The 19484-nt window shown below is 45.6% G+C and carries 13 protein-coding genes, 1 other RNA gene, 1 pseudogene and 1 CRISPR repeat array; of the genes and pseudogenes, 10 read left to right on the top strand and 5 right to left on the bottom strand.

The genetic code is table 11. The annotated features are described in order from the left end of the window. The first annotated feature begins 1 nt into the window (after window position 1). Entirely contained in the window at window positions 2–943 is a 942-nt protein-coding gene (gene cas1e, locus C1710_RS01235; protein WP_102279163.1) for a type I-E CRISPR-associated endonuclease Cas1e, read from the top strand. A 1-nt stretch (window position 944) separates the two neighbouring features. Further along, window positions 945–1838 (top strand): type I-E CRISPR-associated endoribonuclease Cas2e, encoded by an 894-nt coding sequence (gene cas2e / locus C1710_RS01230; protein WP_102279160.1) that lies wholly within the window; start codon window positions 945–947, stop codon window positions 1836–1838. Between the two features lie 29 nt (window positions 1839–1867). Beyond that, a CRISPR array of direct repeats spans window positions 1868–4644; the repeat unit is 28 nt; unit sequence GTATTCTCCACAGGTGTGGAGGTGATCC. A gap of 710 nt (window positions 4645–5354) precedes the next feature. On the opposite strand, the gene C1710_RS01220 is transcribed toward cas2e, so the two are convergent. Next, a complete protein-coding gene (locus C1710_RS01220; RefSeq protein ID WP_102279154.1) occupies window positions 5355–6779 on the bottom strand; it encodes a DHA2 family efflux MFS transporter permease subunit in 1425 nt (474 codons plus the stop codon). A gap of 448 nt (window positions 6780–7227) precedes the next feature. On the opposite strand from C1710_RS01220, the gene pnuC reads away from it, so the two are divergent. Together pnuC and ppsA are read left to right on the top strand one after the other, a co-directional pair. Continuing rightward, window positions 7228–7980: a nicotinamide riboside transporter PnuC gene (gene pnuC, locus C1710_RS01215; protein ID WP_102279152.1), complete on the top strand. Its 753-nt coding sequence runs from the start codon at window positions 7228–7230 to the stop codon at window positions 7978–7980. A gap of 452 nt (window positions 7981–8432) precedes the next feature. Next, window positions 8433–10829: pseudogene (gene ppsA / locus C1710_RS01210) on the top strand (phosphoenolpyruvate synthase). Between the two features lie 56 nt (window positions 10830–10885). Here the strand turns inward: ppsA and C1710_RS01205 are convergent. Further along, window positions 10886–11605, bottom strand: a complete 720-nt coding sequence (locus C1710_RS01205) for an alpha/beta hydrolase (protein ID WP_102279149.1) — start codon at window positions 11603–11605, stop codon at window positions 10886–10888. A gap of 273 nt (window positions 11606–11878) precedes the next feature. On the opposite strand from C1710_RS01205, the gene C1710_RS01200 reads away from it, so the two are divergent. Next, a complete protein-coding gene (locus C1710_RS01200; RefSeq protein WP_102279146.1) occupies window positions 11879–12958 on the top strand; it encodes a serine hydrolase domain-containing protein in 1080 nt (359 codons plus the stop codon). 112 nt (window positions 12959–13070) lie between these two features. Next, window positions 13071–14099: a YeiH family protein gene (locus C1710_RS01195; protein WP_102279143.1), complete on the top strand. Its 1029-nt coding sequence runs from the start codon at window positions 13071–13073 to the stop codon at window positions 14097–14099. A 434-nt stretch (window positions 14100–14533) separates the two neighbouring features. Here the strand turns inward: C1710_RS01195 and C1710_RS08230 are convergent, their stop codons facing one another. Beyond that, a complete protein-coding gene (locus C1710_RS08230) occupies window positions 14534–14674 on the bottom strand; it encodes a hypothetical protein (RefSeq protein ID WP_180961266.1) in 141 nt (46 codons plus the stop codon). Window positions 14675–14834: 160 nt separating this feature from the next. On the opposite strand from C1710_RS08230, the gene C1710_RS01190 reads away from it, so the two are divergent. The 3 genes from C1710_RS01190 (at window position 14835) to C1710_RS08290 (ending at window position 16245) form a co-directional block, all read left to right on the top strand. Then, entirely contained in the window at window positions 14835–15359 is a 525-nt protein-coding gene (locus C1710_RS01190) for a helix-turn-helix domain-containing protein (RefSeq protein ID WP_102279140.1), read from the top strand. Window positions 15360–15430: 71 nt separating this feature from the next. Next, complete coding sequence (locus C1710_RS08295; RefSeq protein ID WP_235857941.1) at window positions 15431–15781, top strand: IS3 family transposase; 351 nt, start codon at window positions 15431–15433, stop codon at window positions 15779–15781. Continuing rightward, window positions 15778–16245 (top strand): IS3 family transposase, encoded by a 468-nt coding sequence (locus C1710_RS08290; protein WP_235857940.1) that lies wholly within the window; start codon window positions 15778–15780, stop codon window positions 16243–16245. The genes C1710_RS08295 and C1710_RS08290 overlap by 4 nt, the downstream gene beginning before the upstream one ends. A gap of 72 nt (window positions 16246–16317) precedes the next feature. Here C1710_RS08290 and C1710_RS01180 read toward each other — a convergent pair whose 3' ends face one another. Continuing rightward, a complete protein-coding gene (locus tag C1710_RS01180) occupies window positions 16318–17547 on the bottom strand; it encodes a hypothetical protein (protein WP_102279137.1) in 1230 nt (409 codons plus the stop codon). A 299-nt stretch (window positions 17548–17846) separates the two neighbouring features. Between C1710_RS01180 and C1710_RS01175 the strand changes: the two genes are divergently transcribed. Next, window positions 17847–18770 carry an IS30 family transposase gene (locus C1710_RS01175; RefSeq protein ID WP_102279134.1) on the top strand — a complete coding sequence of 308 codons (924 nt, stop codon included), beginning with the start codon at window positions 17847–17849 and terminating at the stop codon, window positions 18768–18770. A gap of 264 nt (window positions 18771–19034) precedes the next feature. Here C1710_RS01175 and ssrA read toward each other — a convergent pair. Next, window positions 19035–19405, bottom strand: a transfer-messenger RNA (tmRNA) gene (ssrA, locus tag C1710_RS01170). Between the last annotated feature and the right edge of the window lie 79 nt (window positions 19406–19484).

The raw sequence follows: 19484 nt of genomic DNA, 5'->3' as shown, positions 1-19484 counted from the left end.
CATGACTAAAAAAAGCGGTGCGAAGAAGCCAGAAATTAATGAGCTTGCACGCAGCCGCGATCGAATTAGTTTTTTGTATTTGGAACATGCTCGTTTGAATCGACAAGATAGTGCCATTAAAGTGGTAACGAATGAGGGGATTGTTTGTGTCCCTTCAGCACTAATTAGTGTCTTGATGCTGGGGCCGGGAATTGATGTGACCCACCGGGCCATGGAGCTGATGGGTGACTCTGGAATGGCGGTAGTCTGGGTTGGTGAACATGGTGTGCGGCAGTATGCGCATGGTCGCGCCCTGAACCATTCTTCTAAATTTTTGGTTCAACAGGCTAAGCTGGTCTCTAACCGCCGTTCACGAATTCATGTTGCCCGCAAGATGTACCAGCTACGTTTTCCAACTGAAGATGTTTCAAAACTAACGATGCAACAATTACGAGGAAAAGAGGGTGCTCGGGTTCGCCGTGTTTATTTAACACAATCCAAGCGAACAGGGGTGCCGTGGGATCATCGCCAGTACAAACCTGATGACTTTAATTCTTCCTCGACGATTAACAAAGCATTAACGGTTGCTCACCAGGCGCTTTATGGGTTGAGCTACAGTGTGATTGCTGCTCTTGGGGCGTCACCTGGTCTGGGATTTGTTCACACGGGGCATGACCTCTCCTTTGTCTACGACTTTGCAGATCTCTATAAAGCTGATTATTCTATTCCGCTGGCTTTTGATATGACGGCCGAGTACGGGGATGATTATATCGCTGGACGGACTCGTCGAGGGATGCGTGATGAGTTTAAGAAGGGTAAATTAATCGTCCAAATGGTGCATGATCTGAAATACCTATTGGATGTTCAAGATGTACCGGAAGCGCAAACCCTGTTTCTCTGGGACGATCGGGAAGGTTTGCAAAAGTTTGGTGTTCAGTATCATGATTTTGAAGAAGTGAACTAACATGATAGTAATCACGTTGACTAAGGTGCCACGCTCGTTACGTGGTGACCTTACGAAGTGGTGTCAAGAACTTCAGACTGGTGTTTATGTTGGAAATGTTAATGCCAAGGTTCGTGATGCGCTGTGGCAGCGGGTGAAGGATAACATTGGTCGTGGGGAGGCGACAATGGTATATAACACCAATAACGAATTGGGCTATCAATTTCGGACCACCAGGTCGGATAAGAAGGTTATTGACTATGACGGCATTCCGCTGTTGATGACATTGACGGAAGCACCAATAAAACGAAAACTAGGATTTAGTAAGGCTTATAAGAGGCACCAGGCGGCAGTGTATGGCCGACGCCAAAGGAATCGCCAACAAAAAAACTACCAACAAACAAAGGAGTTCGTGGTAGTTGATGTTGAAACCACAGGGTTGGACTTCGAAAAAGACGAAATCATTTCAATTTGTGCTGTGAAAAATGTTGGCGGTCACCAGGAGGAATTCTATCGGTTAATCCGGATTAAGCAGTCAATACCAGATAAGATTAGCCAGTTAACAGGGATTAGTAATGAATTATTAGCCGAACATGGTGAATCATTGAAGAGTGTTTTGGCGGCTTTAAAGGACTTTATCGGGTCGCTAGCGGTGATTAGCTATAATGCCAGCTTTGATCGGCACTTCTTGCAACAAGCTTGTGATGAGGTTGAGTGTTTGCGGTTGGATAATGACTTTATCGACTTGATGAGGGCTGTTAAACAGCATGACCTCTTTTTGGATAACTACCAATTACCGACGGTTTTACAAAAATATAAGATAGAAAATAAGCGGCCGCACAACGCATTGGCGGACGCTCGAGCCGAGTATCAGTTGGCGATCAAACTCATTAAAATAGGGGCTCTGTCGTTTTGAAAACCGCGCCAGCTTAGGGATCTTTTAGTGTATTCTCCACAGGTGTGGAGGTGATCCCCAACGTCTGGCCCTTGATTTACGTTCAAGAATGTATTCTCCACAGGTGTGGAGGTGATCCCACTTAAATCCTGTTGCAACATCGAACCGGACCAGTATTCTCCACAGGTGTGGAGGTGATCCTGGCCAAGTTACGTATCGTTTTCCAGAGCAGATGGTATTCTCCACAGGTGTGGAGGTGATCCCATTCCATTTGGCTACTTAAAGGATAAGGATACGTATTCTCCACAGGTGTGGAGGTGATCCTAGCCTTGTCCTGTGGGCTGGCCACCGGCTCAAGTATTCTCCACAGGTGTGGAGGTGATCCCTGCGGGTACTGGTCATCACCGAGCTTCAGGTGGTATTCTCCACAGGTGTGGAGGTGATCCTTGCGTGCACTTCGTTGTCCGGGTGGTCAATGGGTATTCTCCACAGGTGTGGAGGTGATCCTAAACGACTGGCGCTCGGGTATACTACTTGAGTGTATTCTCCACAGGTGTGGAGGTGATCCTTGTGATCACAACGTCAGTATCATGGCAGGTATGTATTCTCCACAGGTGTGGAGGTGATCCCATTAAATAGTACGCTGAGCCGTTTGGTACACGGTATTCTCCACAGGTGTGGAGGTGATCCTTGACCAAGTCATTGACCTCATGAATAAATTGGGTATTCTCCACAGGTGTGGAGGTGATCCCGGATTTACCGACTAACTAACAGTACGGCGTTTGTATTCTCCACAGGTGTGGAGGTGATCCTGTTGACATCGTTCAGATGGCCGTTCAATTGAAGTATTCTCCACAGGTGTGGAGGTGATCCTATCACATAGTCCCATCAAGGTATTACGGACACGTATTCTCCACAGGTGTGGAGGTGATCCTGTGACTACGATCGATCCCTAGCGTCGATACATGTATTCTCCACAGGTGTGGAGGTGATCCCGGCTTCGGTGTCGGCAACGCTGGTGAAACCCCGTATTCTCCACAGGTGTGGAGGTGATCCTGGTGTCAACGCTGGACAAACGCCAGCGCAAGTGTATTCTCCACAGGTGTGGAGGTGATCCTGGTCGACTTGATCAGAAATATGTTAGTGACAAGTATTCTCCACAGGTGTGGAGGTGATCCCCATTGATGACACAACACCTGGTGATAGCCTGCGTATTCTCCACAGGTGTGGAGGTGATCCTACGACTAGTGGTGCCTGGATTATCTATGCTGAGTATTCTCCACAGGTGTGGAGGTGATCCCGGTGGCTGGATCGTTATAGGTATGAAAGATGTGTATTCTCCACAGGTGTGGAGGTGATCCCTATGTATAGATAAAAAATCAAGAAAGGAGTGAGTATTCTCCACAGGTGTGGAGGTGATCCTAGCCTTAAGGTCTTCTTTAGTAGCATAGTCAGGTATTCTCCACAGGTGTGGAGGTGATCCTATGTTTGTATTCGTGAAAGGTTGGTTCAGGCTGTATTCTCCACAGGTGTGGAGGTGATCCTCAGCTCCCTGATAATCGTCCGGGCTGCCTTCTGTATTCTCCACAGGTGTGGAGGTGATCCCAGCTGCAGAAGATGGGTCAACTGACTAAGCGGGTATTCTCCACAGGTGTGGAGGTGATCCTGCTATGATCTGTCCTCATTTCGATTCCGTCCTGTATTCTCCACAGGTGTGGAGGTGATCCCGATAATTGAAACTGGTAGGAATTAATGTAATCGTATTCTCCACAGGTGTGGAGGTGATCCTCAAGACGTGGCCACTCGGGAATATGTCGCTAAGTATTCTCCACAGGTGTGGAGGTGATCCCTTTTTCACGATCATAGTCACGATGCAGCAATGGTATTCTCCACAGGTGTGGAGGTGATCCTTTCAGACAATTGTCCAGCGACTGGCTACCAGTAGTATTCTCCACAGGTGTGGAGGTGATCCTGTCCCAAAGGGCACAACATTTGAAACTGCTGTGTATTCTCCACAGGTGTGGAGGTGATCCCGGCTTTAGGAGTGCGGCAGACACTTTCGTGATGTATTCTCCACAGGTGTGGAGGTGATCCTAAATATGTTTGCCGACTCTTTTAGTTGCTACAGTATTCTCCACAGGTGTGGAGGTGATCCCAACTCGCTGGCTGAAAAAATCTTTGATCGTGAGTATTCTCCACAGGTGTGGAGGTGATCCCTATTCCTGTTGTACAAATCCTTGATTATTAAGGTATTCTCCACAGGTGTGGAGGTGATCCTGCCTTGACCCCTTGCAGTTGGACTGCCAGTGAGTATTCTCCACAGGTGTGGAGGTGATCCCTTGCTTTCCGCCAAACACGTTGTTTAAAACGAGTATTCTCCACAGGTGTGGAGGTGATCCTCTGGCCCGCAGGTAGCGATGAACCTGATGTTAGTATTCTCCACAGGTGTGGAGGTGATCCTGTGACGGTGCGGTACCATATTGGCGTCCGTACGTATTCTCCACAGGTGTGGAGGTGATCCTAGTTGTTCCGACATTCTGCACAGTGTCTACCAGTATTCTCCACAGGTGTGGAGGTGATCCTGGCTTCACGCTCTTCATCAGAAACGTCTGGGTGTATTCTCCACAGGTGTGGAGGTGATCCTTCCTATGCCAAGCAGTATCCAATGTGAGAGGAGGTATTCTCCACAGGTGTGGAGGTGATCCCGACTAAGCGAGTTGGCAAACATATTTATTATCGTATTCTCCACAGGTGTGGAGGTGATCCTTTAAAGACGGCCCACGGTGCTCCTAGCTGGGAGTATTCTCCACAGGTGTGGAGGTGATCCCTAATGAAAAGTCTGATGAAGAAAAGGCTAATGACAAATTAGTTACTAACGAAAAGTCTGATGAGTATTCCCCATGTAGATGGGGGTGATCCTATTTATGGCCACAAAGAACATAACTGCTACGGGTATTCCCCATGTAGATGGGGGGTGATCCTACCGGCTATTGTTGACGTACGTTGACGAAAACGTATTCCCCATGTAGATGGATGCGATCCGCTTACACAACTAACTATTATTTTTGCGACGGACAGGTAGAGATGATCATAACTCATCCTGCATATGCAAAAAGCCGGTCTAACTGATCGGCTTAAGCAATATTCATTTAAAGATAGACAATACAGCTCCGAGTATTATGGCTAATAATTTAATAACGAGGGCAAATAGGACAACGACTAATATGGCGACCAATAAATGAAAAACGTTCATAACTTCATAGATTACAAAGGTTGCCATGCTTAAAAACAACAGGGTACATACTGGGAAAAAACACTTGCTTTTGTAAAACATTTGCCATTTTAATTTCATTATAAATTGCCTCTCTTCGTTATTATTATAGTGGATCTGTATTGCTGACAGCCTTATTAAAGGCATATAGTTATACTATGTGGAACAATTTTTGGTAGTAATTAATTCAAAGGATTAATGGCGTAACGACAATCAAAGCCCACCGGAGATATCCAGCGGGCTCTTATTGATGATCATTTCAAGGTTTATTTGTGTCGGACATCTACCGATTTTCGCTGTTCCTTGGTGAGAGCAACTAAAATAATACCGATAATGATGACGGTAATGGTAAAGCTAACCCCATAGTGAAACCCAGCAACAAATTGGACTGGCGAGCTTCCGGTGACGGAACGTTGGCCCATTCCTAACAGGCTCGTTGCAATGGCGGTACAAATAGCACCAAAGATTTGCGGGACGGTGTTTAAAATGGTTGAACCATCCCCCGAATCAGTTGGTGCCAGTGAATTAAGTGCGCCACTTTGAACCGGGGACATCGCTAACGGACCACCAATCATTAAGATAACGTTAGCTGCAATAACATATGCAATTGATGAATGAACCGTTGTGAAGAAAAGCATCACGGCCCCGACTAATGCAATGATAAATCTGCAGATAGCAGGCTTCTTAAAACCGGCATAATCGTATATCCTTCCGGCAATTGCTGAGGTGATAGCGTTAATAACCCCTCCGGGCAGCATGACGATACCGGTCAAGGCTACCGGAAGCATTAAGCTATTTTGGATATACATTGGCAACAGGTACATTGCGGAAAGCATCATTCCAAAGTCCAGCATGACGATTACAACACAAATTGCGAAGTTTTTATTTTTTAAGGTTTGTAATTTAAGAATAGGGACTGGCAATTTGACCTGCCGAACAGTGTATGCAGCCAGAATAATGATACCGATAATCAAAAAGGTCAGGACTTGCCATGATAACCAGCCAAACGTGCTGGCAAAGCTGACACCAACAACGAGACAGGAACAGCCAATCACCGATTCCATAATTGACAGTTTATCTACTCGGGGGCGAGTTACCTTTTCAACGTTCACTAAGAACTTCAGGGTGCAGAAAAGGGCAATCGCCAAGAATGGAATAAATAACCAAAAGATCCAATTCCAAGACAGCTTTCCGAGGATAAAGCCAGTCAAAGTGGGACCAATGGCGGGGGCAAACATAATTACCAACCCGTTAACCCCGATCGCGGTCCCAATCTTTTGTGGTGGGAAGACTTGCATCGTGACGGCAAACATTAGTGGAAGAATCAGTCCCGTCCCGATCCCTTGAATCATCCGCCTGGTTAGTAGAAGTGGAAAATTGGGTGCGAGAGCGGAAATGGCAGCACCGACCATAAAGTCAATGAGTGCAAAACTGATGATTTGCCGCGTGGTGAACCATTTGGAGATAATGCTTGATAACGGCAAAATAATACCAATGACCAGCATATATCCGGTAACAAGCCATTGGACTGTTGCAGTAGTAGTGGCAAAACTTTTGACCAGCGTTGGTAGGGCAATGTTAAGTGAAGTTTCACTAAACATCCCCACGAATGCCCCTAACAGCATTCCGGAAATGACAAAGTAGGGGGTGTTTGATTTTCTGATCCATGAACTAAATAACCTCTTTTCCATATAAATGAAGACACAAAAAGGGAGTACCTATCTGGTTAGCGATAGGTACCCCCTGCTCCCCGTGTTAATATTGAACGAATCAATACTAGACGACTTTTTAAATATCTTAATTGTGTGCGAAAAGTATTTTTCAATATTTTAGCCCATAATGCTAGTTTTATTATTTGATATTCAATGAGTGATTATCAAAGTAACGAGAGTATGTTTTCTCCGATTAGATCATATGACCTAAAAATCATCTTGAAATAATAATTTCTCGTTGTGGACTAACCGCAACTGTCACAATGAAATCCTTACCAAGGATGTGCCCTCCAGGTCGAAACTTTTGGTGCACGAATCTTTTGTTATAATAGTCAACGTTTGTTTTTTAGATGCTGGTCGACAGATGACCGGCGGACAAGGCGGCCGTGGAGACATGGCCGACCTAAAAGATAAGGGAGATAGATGTATGACAAACCAAAAGATTCATTTTCGCACGCCAGTGGGGTATTTTAAGTGGCTGTTTAACCAGTTGAAGGGGTGGCCCATCCAGAATTACATGCTCTGGTTCTTTGCCTTTGGCTTCCAGCTAGCTTTACTAATTGAAAACAAGATCACGACCGTAACGGCGATCACCTTCATCGGGACGTTGCTGGGGACACTTTGTGTGTTGGCAATTAACGCTACGAAAGCCATTAACGGCTGGCTCGGTTTGATTTCGGCGGCTTGTTTCATCTATGCGGGCTGGTCAGCCAAGAACTACTTATCAATTTTTGAACAGCTGGCCTACATCGCGACGCTTGACCTGCCAGTGATTTTGGCGGTCAACTCCTGGAATGATGATACCAAGAACCACCTTCGCAAGTTTGGTGGTAAGGAATGGCTGGTGGCGATCGTTGGGACGCTGCTGGTTTACGTTGTTTCTGGCTACCTGATTGGTCATTTAACAAACGACCCGCGGCCATGGATTGACGCGATTAGTTTCTCCATCAGTTTAACGGCTGGTGTGATGTGCTTCATGCGCTACAACAACCAGTTTTACTGGTGGCTGGCTTCCGGGATCTTCCAGCTGATCCTTTGGGGTGTTACCTACGCCCAGGGAGATGCCACGTTGGCGATGGCGGTTAACAGCCTGATTTACGTGGCTAACGACATTCTGGCCTTCACTGTTTCACCGTGGTTTAACCGCGGGCGTCGTCATGATGGTTTGCAAGAAATTTAAGTTATTTGGTCCAAGCGCGAGCGGCTTGGACCATTTTTTATGGTGATATGCCTTATCGAGAGGACACATTGATTATGAACACGAGCGCGGATCCAGTGCTCGTGTTTTTGTTTTCATTTCTTTTGTGGGCACATTTTGAAAATGATAAACAACCACCGAATGAAAGCGTTCGCATCAAAGAGTTAGTCAAATAATATCGATACACCAAACCAACATCATTGAAAATTGGTATATATAGTCCATGAAAATGGTTTGCGAAATTATATTATCATATTTAGATTAAGTAAAATGTGATAAAACTTTTTACTGACTATTAAAACAATACATAATATATTTGTTTAATAATAACAACAATTTGCTCATTGACGGTTACCGCTAAATGGTCTTAAACTTAATGTATACCAATGAAAACGATTTCGACATTTTCACAAGGTGTGAGAGGAGAAATATTTATGGATAGACAACAAGCAAATGTTCTCTGGTTTGACGAGCTTCACCGCAAGGATGTGAACCTCGTTGGGGGTAAGTCGTCGTCACTGGGTGAGATGACTTCCTCAATGGACGTTCCGGTACCTTATGGCTTTGCGACAACTGCCCGGGCTTATCGTGAATTTATGGACAAGAGCGGGGTGAAGGATCAGGTTGAAGCACTGCTCGCCGGGATCAAGGATTATGAAGATTCCGATGAACTGCACACTACCTGCGCCAAGATTCGCCAGACAATTGTCGATGCTGAAATGCCAGACGACATCGAACGCGACATCAAGATGGCCTATGCCCAACTAGCAGATAAGATGGGGCAGAAGGACCCCTTTGTAGCTATTCGTTCTAGTGCTACTGCCGAAGACTTGCCAGATGCATCATTTGCTGGTCAGCAGGAATCATACTTGAATATTCGTGGCGCCGACGACGTGGTTAACCGCGTTCAGGAATGCTATGCCTCTTTATTTACCGACCGGGCAACCTACTACCGTCACAAGCAGAACTTCCCGACTGATAAGGTGGCGCTGTCAGCTGCCATTCAAATGATGGTCTTTTCCAAGGCTTCCGGGATCATGTTCTCGGTTAACGTTGCCAACGGAAATGATAAGCAGATCGTTCTCGATACAATCTATGGTTTAGGTGAGTACATTGTTTTAGGCAAAGTCACGCCTGACCACTTTGTGATTGATAAGAAGACCCTCCAGATCGTTGACCGCAACATTGTTAACAAGCCAATTATGTTGGAGCGGCAACCAGATGGCGGGACGGTCGAAAAACCAGTCCCGGCAGATCTGGCTGACAAGCAAGTCTTGACCGACGACCAGGTTAGGGAACTGGCCGGCTACGCTAAGAAGATCGAACAACACTATGGTTGCTACATGGACATGGAATTTGCTCTGGATAAGAATACTAACAAGTTATGGATCGTTCAGGCTCGTCCAGAAACGGTCTGGTCACGGAAAAACAAGCAGAACAAATCGGAAGAAGGGGCAGAAGCATTGGGTAACGCAACAAAAGTAGAAGTAATGGTTCGTGGGTTGCCGGCTAGTCCAGGTTTTGGTGCCGGGAAGGTTCACGTCATTGCCAGCCCGAAGGATATTGACGAATTTAAGAAGGGCGAAGTACTGGTAACTGTCCAGACGTCACCAGACTGGGTTCCAGCAATGAAGAAGGCGGCCGCTATCATCACCAATAACGGGGGGATGACCTGTCACGCCGCCATCGTTTCCCGGGAAATGCAGATCCCATGTATTGTCGGCACCAAGAGTAAGGGCAAGGCAGCCATGGATATCTTCAAGACCGGCGATGAAGTAACGGTTGACGCCAAGAACGGGGTTGTTTACAAGGGCAACGTTGAGTCGATTGTTAAACCAATTAAGCAGGCTACTGCGGCTGATGGTGCGGTGGTTGCCGCCGAGCAGTTTGCTCCAACTGGCACGAAGGTATTGATGAACCTTGGTGACCCTGAATTAGCTGACAAGTACGCTAGTTTGCCGGCTGACGGGATCGGACTGATGCGGGAAGAATTCTTGTGGACCACTTATATTCACGAACACCCGCTTTACCTGATCGAAACTGGGCACCCCGAAAAGGTGGTTAACGAGCTGGCTGACGGGATTAGTACTGTTTGCCGGGCGATGAGTCCGCGGCCGGTTGTCCTGCGTTTCTCTGACTTTAAGTCGAGTGAATATCGTAACCTTAAGGGCGGGGACAAGTATGAACCACACGAACCATCAGACCTATTAGGCTGGCGTGGCGCTTCCCGTTACTACGACCCGAAGTACATCGAAGCCTTTAAGCTGGAATTAAAGGCGGTTAAGAAGGTTCGGAACGAATTTGGTTTGAAGAACCTGAACGTTATGATTCCATTCGTACGGCGGGGCAGCGAAGCACAACGGATTACCGAGATCATGCACGAAGAAGGGCTGTACCGCAGTGATGACTTTTAGGTTATGATGATGGCGGAAATTCCGTCGGATATTATTTGCGCCGACAAGTTCAACCAGTTCGTTGACGGTTACTCCATCGGGAGCAATGACTTGGCAATGCTGATCCTCGGTTGTGACCGGAACAACGACACGGTTGCTTCACTGTTTGATGAACGGGACCTGGCAGTCAAACGTGCTATCCGTCACTTAATCAAGGCGGCACATAAGGATGGCCGGACGGTTTCCATTTGTGGGCAGGCACCGTCGACTCACCCAGAATTTGCCCAGTTCTTAATTCAAAGCGGGATCGATGCCATCTCCGTTAACCCTGACATGGTTAAACAAACGAAGCGGAACGTTGCGCACTTTGAACAACGGATCCTTTTGGACAAGGCAACTGGCCGTGGCCTGAAGGATACTGAAGACTACAGCTGGTAATACCCTGAATAGTTAAAGAAAGCTCTGATTAGCAATTTTGCTAGTCAGAGCTTTTCTTATTTCAAGATGTTTAGTTGATGAAGCCAGTCCAATAGTAACGGCAACCAGAGTGCCATGTGTGAATCCTTCCGCTGACGGTTAACGACGGCAGTGTAGGTGTTAGCAAGTGCCATGCCGTGACCACCCGTAGAAAATTGGTGTAATTCAAAAGGAACGTGCTGATTGTCGAGAGCCTGAACATACGGCAAAATATGTTCCGTAAAGGGAGTGAGCGGATCCTTATTAGACCCCCAAATAAAGGTCGGCGGGGTTGCAGAGCTGACAAGTTGACTAACATCTTCAGTCGTGACGCCCATATGTTGGTCTAGAGCAGTAGTAATCACCGGGTAACCGAGAATAGCAAAGCGGGCGTGGGTTGTTGGCAAATTGCTGTAAGCCGCCGCTAATTGTCCACCCGCAGAAAAACCAATGATCCCTAATTTATCAACGGCGAGGTCTAATTCTGGAGCGTGCTGAACAAGATAGTCAAAGGCCTGCCTTACAGCCTGTTTAGCGTCTTGGTAGTTTTTATGTTCCACCACTGGGTAACGAACAACAAATGTTTGCATGGCATGACTGGCAAAGGTAATGGCGACCCGCTCTGAATCACGTTCGCTAACACGGTTATAACTACCACCTGGGAGAATCACTAAGCCAGGCAGTGGCCGGTCGCTGTTACTGTGGTAAATATCTAATGATGAGAACGGTTGATGGAGTGGGACGTTAGTAATTTCCATTAAAGCTGACCTCTTTTCTTTTTTATTATTGTTACTTTTTCCCGGTCAATAAACAAGGGATCTGAATAATTTTTGTTTGGCACTTGTTTCCGTGGATAAATTTGTCACCTTTAAATGTGATTTTTTTAGAGAAACGAGCTAGTGATTATTTTTGAAAGTGAAGTAACTAATTATCGACAGCTAATACTTGTGTTTGAGAAACCGATTGCAATATATTACCATGGTAAGTGAGAGGTATTATTTTAAGCTTATTATTAGAAAAGAGGGGCTATTGTGAAAGTTAAACATTTTCTCCGACGGGTCGCAGCTGCCTTGCTGATGACCCTATTACTTGCCCTGATACCTGCGCCAGTGGCTGCTAGTCAGCAGTCGATCAGTCGACAACAACGGGATGAGATTGCCCAGGAACTGAAAGGCCGGAGTGCCAATGCGACCGTCCTTATCGGTGACTCAGCTAATCACCCGACGGTGATCAGCAACCATGTGGACACTAAAGATGGGAAGGCCAAGCCAATCAGTGTCCACCGGCTTTTTCCGATTGCTTCCTTAGAAAAAGGGATTACCGGGGTGGCCCTCCAGCAGCAATTTAATAAGGGAGCCTTGTTACCAAAGACGAAGTTATCCAAGTTCCTTCCCCAGGTTGATAATAGTGACCGTATTACCGTTTTCCACTTACTGACGCACACTAGTGGGTTGGCGGATGCGCATAACATTGCTCCCGCCCCGATTAAGACCACTGCCGGCAACGTCCGTTTTACGGAACACAATTACCGGGTCGTTAACCGTGATCCTGGTGTTTGGTTTTATGCAAACGTGAACTATGGTTTGATCGCGATCATGATTAGCAAGGTCACTCACCAGAGCTATCACCAGTACGTGGAAGACCATATTATTAAGGCCAACCACATTAGCGGGATGAAGTTTTTCGAACAGTTAAAGAGCAACAAGGATGTAACGCCGGTCCTGGTCAAGGAAAACTTTATCCTCGACCCCCACGAAAGCAATAGCTGGCGGTATTTACAACGGGAAATGTCAGCCGAGTATGGTGCGGGGCAGATCATGACGACGCCGATGGGCTATTGGCAGTTTATTCACCGTGCCATCTTGAACCGGCCGAGCATCCGCAACCAGTACCGTAAGGCGACGCACGAGGTTAAGACAGAGCCAGCTTACTATAACGGCTTTTACCTGAAACCTGACGAACTGCACGCCAATGGCTTCACTGATGGCTATACGTGTACGGTTTATACCAACTTGGCCAACCGCCACACCTTTGTCGTCTTTAGTAATAACATCAGCTTGCAGAAGTGTCGGGACCTGGCTGCCAATATTAACCGGATTTACAACCGCTAATGAGGAATTACCTGTTCAGCAAAAACTGAGCAGGTGTTTTTCTTTTTCTCATCTTGGTTTCTCTCAACCTTTTTGGTACATTTAAGGGGTGTCTTTTAAGGAGGAAGAGAGAATGTCGATTATTAAAACGAAGAGCTTTTGGCTGGCCACCTGTATGACGCTGGCTTGTTCAGTGGCGGGGGTCTTATTGGCTAAACTACCGTACGTTAACCTGATTGGCGCCTTAGTGCTGGCCCTATTGCTCGGGATTGCCATGCAGGTGTTTCCGCAACAGCTTCGCCAAACCGCGCAGCCGGGGATGGCATTTATTTCCAACAAGTTTTTGCGGTTAGGGATTATCCTGCTAGGGTTCCGGTTGAACCTTGTAACGCTTGCCAGGGCGGGGGTCAAGACTATCCTCGTCGCGATGGTTGGTGTTGCCGGGACGATCTGCCTGACTTACTGGTTAAGTAAGAAGTTTGGTGCCGAGGACGAATTAGCGACCTTGACTGCTTGTGGTTGCGGGATTTGCGGAGCCGCTGCGGTCATGGGGGTCTCACCACAAATCGAGACAAATGATGAAGAACGCAAGCGGGAAAACGAAGTCCTGGCGGTCGCTGTGGTCTGCGTGATGGGAACCGTCTTTACTTTGCTGGAAATTGGCTTGAAGCCTTTACTAGGTTTGTCGGCACCGCAGTTTGGGATCGTGGCCGGTGGCTCCTTGCATGAAATTGCTCACGCGGTAGCGGCCGGTGGTGCCTTTGGCGAAAGTAGCCTGGATAATGCGTTGATTATGAAGTTATCACGGGTTCTGTTGTTGGCCCCGGTGGCGTTGATTATTGGCTACTGGTACCAGCGCAAGTTTGTGCAAAAAAGCATCGCTCAACACCAATCAGCACCGAAAAAACTGCCGATTCCATGGTTTTTGGCTGGTTTCATCTTGACGAGCGTCTTGGGAACTTTCCTCCCATTATCTTCAGTCGTCTTAGACAGCTGCGTCCAAGCTGCCTACATCTTTTTGGGGATGGCGATGGCGGCGCTCGGTATTTCCGTGAACTTCCGTGTTATTTTCCAACGCGGTGGAGCAGTTTTCGGGGCAGCAACGATTAGTTCCGCCTGCTTGTTAACCTACATGGTTATTATGGCGAAGTGGCTCTTCTAAGTTGGTAAGCTGAATGATTTACATCATAGCCTGTTAATGGGTTGCCAGATGGTAATCTGTTAACAGTTTTTTTCATGAAGTAAATAGCAAAAAAGAACCAAGCAATTTAAGCCAGATTCTTTACCACTAATATGATTTGCTAAAGGGTAATAAAAACTCAGCTCCTAGCAGTAACGCTAGTGCTGATTAGCTAATTTCCCATGGATCAGGAATTATATGTTTATTCATTAAATATTGGCGAAGATGAAGATAACGATGAAACACTGGAGAAAGACAGAAGGGATTATGTTCCTCTGGTGTAATAACTTGTACAGTGAGCTCGATTGAGGGTAATTCATGTTGCAAAAGTTGAATGTCCCAGTACACGTAGAAAGTTGCTCGCTCACTATAGCTGCTAATCAAGGCTGTATCATGCAGTAGAGCTTGGATGTCAGTTAACAATTGCCGTGCCTTGATAAGTCAGCTAAAGCATGATCCTGCATTATCCGCTCGGCCAAAGCAGTTAGCCGTTTACTCTGGTACCAAATAATCTTGGCTGTGACCTTTTTAAACTGATCCTGAGTAAATAGTTCCATAAATACCATCCTTTCATGGTAAATAAATTTGGATACTAAAAAGGATTGGGTCACTGAAGATCCAATCCTTCTTATTCCATCAACTCATTAAATGCCCGTGGGCATTTGAAGTGCCTCATAATTGTTAGACAAAATGATCTAACGATTGTGAGGTACTTTTTTGACTAAATATTCACCAATATTGAAAGCTGAGATTGTCCAAAAATATCTCGATGGTCAATCTTCCGTAGAATTAAGTCGCCACTACAATATCCCTGCTTCGCAAATTAGGAAGTGGGTTCAAGGATTTAAATTATCTGGAGTTAGTGCCTTTAAACCACGACGGACTAAACGCTCCTTTACCGCTGAATTCAAATTGGCCGTGATAGACTATTATCATACTCATGAAATGTCGATGATTGAGGTTGCGGCTAAGTTTGGCGTGAATGCGTGTCAGATCTCCACCTGGCGCAAGACTTTTGGCCAGGAGGGGTTGGCTGGTCTCCAACATCGACGGCAAAAGATGGGCGCTAAATCAACTAAAAAACAGCTACGTCATCTTCAGGATCAAAGTGAACTTGAGCGACTCCGTGAGGAGGTTAGTCAACTCAAGAAAGAGAACCATGATCTCAAACTGGAGCGAGACGTCACAAAAAAATCCATCGCCCTGTTCGGTCGCTTAAAGCCCGTCAAAAAACGGAAATAATCGATCAGATCAGGGCTGATCAAAGGGCAATCCCCAAGCGAGACCGTTATTCCATTAATGAGCTTCTGCAGGTGTTGAACCTTCCGCGTGCTACTTACCGTAAACGAATTGCTAATCACCAGTATAAGGACGAATACGTTAAGCAATTGATCCAAAAACTTGCCGATCAAGGAAAGGTTCGTGATCAATTTACCTATGGTTACCGGCGCATAAGCGCCCTGTTGGAAGCTGAAGGGATTCACCTCGCTGATGCGACCATCATTAAGCTGATGAAGGAGTTGAAAGTCCAGGTTAACTTATATAACCGGCGCCACAATAGCAGTTATTCTTCGTATGCTGGTACCGTTGGCAAGGTTGCCCCAAATTGTCTCGACCAAAGTTTTAACGCGGAAGAACCGTACCAGGTCCTCCAACTGACGTGACTCAAGTTCGCTTAGTAGACCAACACTGGGCCTATATTTCCGCAATTACCGATGAAGCGACCAAAGAGACCCTGGCTTTCCAGATGAGCTGTCATCCGGACCGGGAGTTGATTACCGCCACGCTCGACGAACTATTAACCAAACTACCGGCTCATGCAAAGCCCATCATTCACTCTGACCAAGGCTGGCATTATCAGCTCCTTTACTACGTCCAAAAGCTCAAGGATCACCAGTTTGTCCAAAGCATGTCCCGCCAAGGAAACTGCTTGGATAACGCCCCGATTGAGAGCCTCTTTCATATTTACAAGACAAAATTATTGCATGGCTATCCACCATGCCACTCATTGCAAGAACTAAAGACCCTCTCTCAAGATTACCTTCACTTCTATAACTACCACCGAATCTCATTAAAAACAAAAGGCATGAGCCCGGTTGAATACCGGACGCATACCTTATCAGCCTAAATATCTGAATTTTGTCTAACTTTTTTATTGCACTTCAGGGTATTTAACCACCTTAACGGGAGCGTTAAGATCTTACTTGGCAAAGACTGCAGTTTGGTTATCATTTTGGGCTTTGGTGACGAGATAGCCATTCTTAGCACCACAGTTGTAACCAATAAAGTGACTCTTGTAAATGTCAAAGGAAGCAGGTTCCTTTAAGGTCATAGTGTATTTAATCTGCTCATTGGTAAACATATCTTTCGTCAACTTGTAGCAAACCTTGTCCGTAAAGATCCTGGATGCAACTTGAGCATATTCAGCACTAGCTTTATCCTCCGGGGCACTTCCATCGTCATTGTAATTTTCCTGTGCTTTGACGATCTTTTCAGCAGCCTGGCCAAGTTGACGCATAATAGCTGGATCGTGACCTGCCAAGTCAATAAAGTTATACTTTAGCTGATATTCGTCGAAATTTTGGGTGTATTGGACAGTTGCCTTTTGACTGACAATATCATTACCAGAATCATCGGTCTTTGATTTAACCTTGACCTTCATTGGCTTTGGCGCTGCGTAACTGGTGTTGTCAATACGCCGATATAGTGCCTTATAGAACCGATCCAGAATGACGTTGTTTTCGCTTGCTTTATCAGTAGACATTGGGATAGCCTTGGGCGTCTGATCAGCAATTTGAGTACCCTTTGGTAACTTAGTACTACCATCGATACTGGTGAGTAACTTACCATCGTTATTAAAGGCCACCATGTAAGGGTTATCATCGTCATCATAATCCCCTGTATCAAGCACTGTACCTACCAGCTTTTGTTGACTGTCGTTATTGGCCGATGCTAAGAATTTGAAATCAGGTAGGGATGTCACTGATAATCCAGCAAAGTCGTTATTAAAACCAGTATAGTCATCTGCGGGATATTGATGATCAACTTTTCCCTTATGGTTTAACTTTGCTTCCTTTAATGAAGCATCAAAATATTTTCGATCCTGTTGCTTAGCATAGGCGATTGCCTGATGATCGCTCATCTTCGAAAGCTTCCCCAGGTTTGTATCGTCATCATAGGTGCGGTAAGTACGAGCTTTGCCGTTTTTTAACACAATGATGTAATAAACATCTGATTTTTTCGCTTTACCAGTTGACATGAACCAGACATGGGTTCCTGATCCCTTGGCCTGTTTGACAAACGAAACGTTCTTCGCCGCGGCGATAGTGCCACCATTTTGACGAACGTGACCGAAAATCAGTAGGACTACAATGACGGCAACGATGCCGATAATCCATTTCCATTTAGCTGATAAATTCTTTAAATCCACCTGCTAACTCCTCCTATTGATATAATTTAGAATAATAAATAATTGCGTCTTTTATAGTATCGGCAGATTGTAAAATTTAAGTTGAACATTTAAGTGGACAGAAAAACCCATCAAGGTCTTTAATGGTGTTACCACACAATCCATTAGAAAGAAGGGCCTTGATGAGCACCACTATTTTATCATTCCAGAACCGTGTNTCGGCAGATTGTAAAATTTAAGTTGAACATTTAAGTGGACAGAAAAACCCATCAAGGTCTTTAATGGTGTTACCACACAATCCATTAGAAAGAAGGGCCTTGATGAGCACCACTATTTTATCATTCCAGAACCGTGTTGTCATTGAAACGCTTCATAATGAAGGACGTTCCTTGCGATACATCGCTAACTACTTAGGCTTTAGTAAGACCACCATCTTTAACGAACTTCACCGGCTAAATAGTGGGTATCAAGCTGAACTAGCGCAAACTGACTTTGAACGCAAGGTTAGTCAACGGGGGCGGAAGTCTTCGCTTACTAAAAGCCTTAAGCACTTGATTGAGGAAAAGATTCAAGTCCAGAAGTGGTCCCCTGAACAAGTTGCCCATGTAGTTGGTATTGCCTACAAGACGGTCTATAACTGGATTGATCAAGGATGGCTTGATGTACAGTTACCCGATTTGCCTGATCATGGAATTCGTCGTCATCGTGCTAAAGAAAAGCGTGGTACGTTCAGTCACGGCCGCTCCATTGAGGAGCGTCCTCATAAAGTCGAAACTCGCCCAGAATTCGGCCACTTTGAAGCTGATACCGTACTTTCTGGCAAACGTAAAGGTCAAGCTGTGGCGACTTTTGTGGAGCGTAAGAGTCGCCTGACAATTGTTAAACGGCTCCATGGTCGCGACAGTCAGTCCATGACTCAAGCCGTACTTGAACTAGCTAGTCAACTTCAAGACAAGCTCAAGACGCTTACCGTGGATCATGGGAAAGAGTTCGCTAACTATCAGGCAATTGAACAGCTAACGGGTACTCAGGTTTACTTTGCCCATGCCTATTCACCGCACGAACGCGGTAGTAATGAGAACCGTAATCGAGTTTTGCGACGGTTTATTCCCAAGGGACAAGCCATTGAAGAGCTGAGCGATCGCCAGCTGGTTCAAATCAATTGGTATCTGAATTCCCGACCACTTAAATGTCTTAACTGGCACACACCAATCGAGATCTTCTTGCTTAATCTACGTCACTAAATTCGTTCAAGTTATTTCTTGCAATCTGCCGTATCACAAATTCATACTGAAAAAAGCAATGGTTGGTGGAACAAGGTAAAAAAATTGCCGAGCTAAGGATAGTAGTTTTTGTTTCTCGACAGCAACATAACGAACAGTATTGCCTATTAATTGAGAAAATTTTGAGAAAGAAAATATTTAGTAATCAGTTCTGTATAATTCGATTTGTAAAAAAATCCTCCATAGCGTTCCGTTAAACGACTATGAAGGATATTTAAAAATAATGAATGGAGATGAGGGGAGTCGAACCCCTGTCCGAATATCTCGCCATCTCGACCTCTACGTTCATAGGTCAACTACTTAAAATTCATCAGCCAAAACGCCGCTAACCAAGGCAACCATGACTAACTAGCTTGATGATCTCTTCTAACAGCTTCAAGCGTGAGCGATTAGCGTAAGTCCACTACTTATAAAACCCGTGACCGCATCATGGACGAACCCGGACGGATCTACGCGTGCTACTTGTTAGGCAGCAACAGCGTAAGAGTAATTATTGTTGTTTGCAGTTATAATTAGAAAACTGAGCGTTTTAACAAGCGCCACCTTCAAACGCAGTCGGGACTCGAACAATACCCGTCGAATCCATAAACATCCCCATAACTACGCTTCCAGAATAACAGTTTTTTTCATTGTGAACAACTAAAATGCTTATTGCCTTCAGTAAACAAATCATCT

It is taken from the genome of [Lactobacillus] timonensis, from assembly GCF_900240275.1.
Lineage (GTDB): Bacteria > Bacillota > Bacilli > Lactobacillales > Lactobacillaceae > Limosilactobacillus > Limosilactobacillus timonensis.
The sequence above is the reverse complement of the archived record's forward strand: the minus strand, read 5'-3'. Positions and strand labels throughout refer to the sequence as shown.

Bases quoted from the DNA above. Each gene is read 5' to 3' on its own strand.
- cas1e (WP_102279163.1), top strand. From the start codon at position 2: ATGACTAAAAAAAGCGGTGCGAAGAAGCCAGAAATTAATGAGCTTGCA.
- C1710_RS01220 (WP_102279154.1), bottom strand. From the start codon at position 6,779: ATGGAAAAGAGGTTATTTAGTTCATGGATCAGAAAATCAAACACCCCC.
- cas2e (WP_102279160.1), top strand. From the start codon at position 945: ATGATAGTAATCACGTTGACTAAGGTGCCACGCTCGTTACGTGGTGAC.
- pnuC (WP_102279152.1), top strand. From the start codon at position 7,228: ATGACAAACCAAAAGATTCATTTTCGCACGCCAGTGGGGTATTTTAAG.
- C1710_RS01175 (WP_102279134.1), top strand. From the start codon at position 17,847: ATGAGCACCACTATTTTATCATTCCAGAACCGTGTTGTCATTGAAACG.
- C1710_RS08230 (WP_180961266.1), bottom strand. From the start codon at position 14,674: ATGGAACTATTTACTCAGGATCAGTTTAAAAAGGTCACAGCCAAGATT.
- C1710_RS01195 (WP_102279143.1), top strand. From the start codon at position 13,071: ATGTCGATTATTAAAACGAAGAGCTTTTGGCTGGCCACCTGTATGACG.
- C1710_RS01205 (WP_102279149.1), bottom strand. From the start codon at position 11,605: ATGGAAATTACTAACGTCCCACTCCATCAACCGTTCTCATCATTAGAT.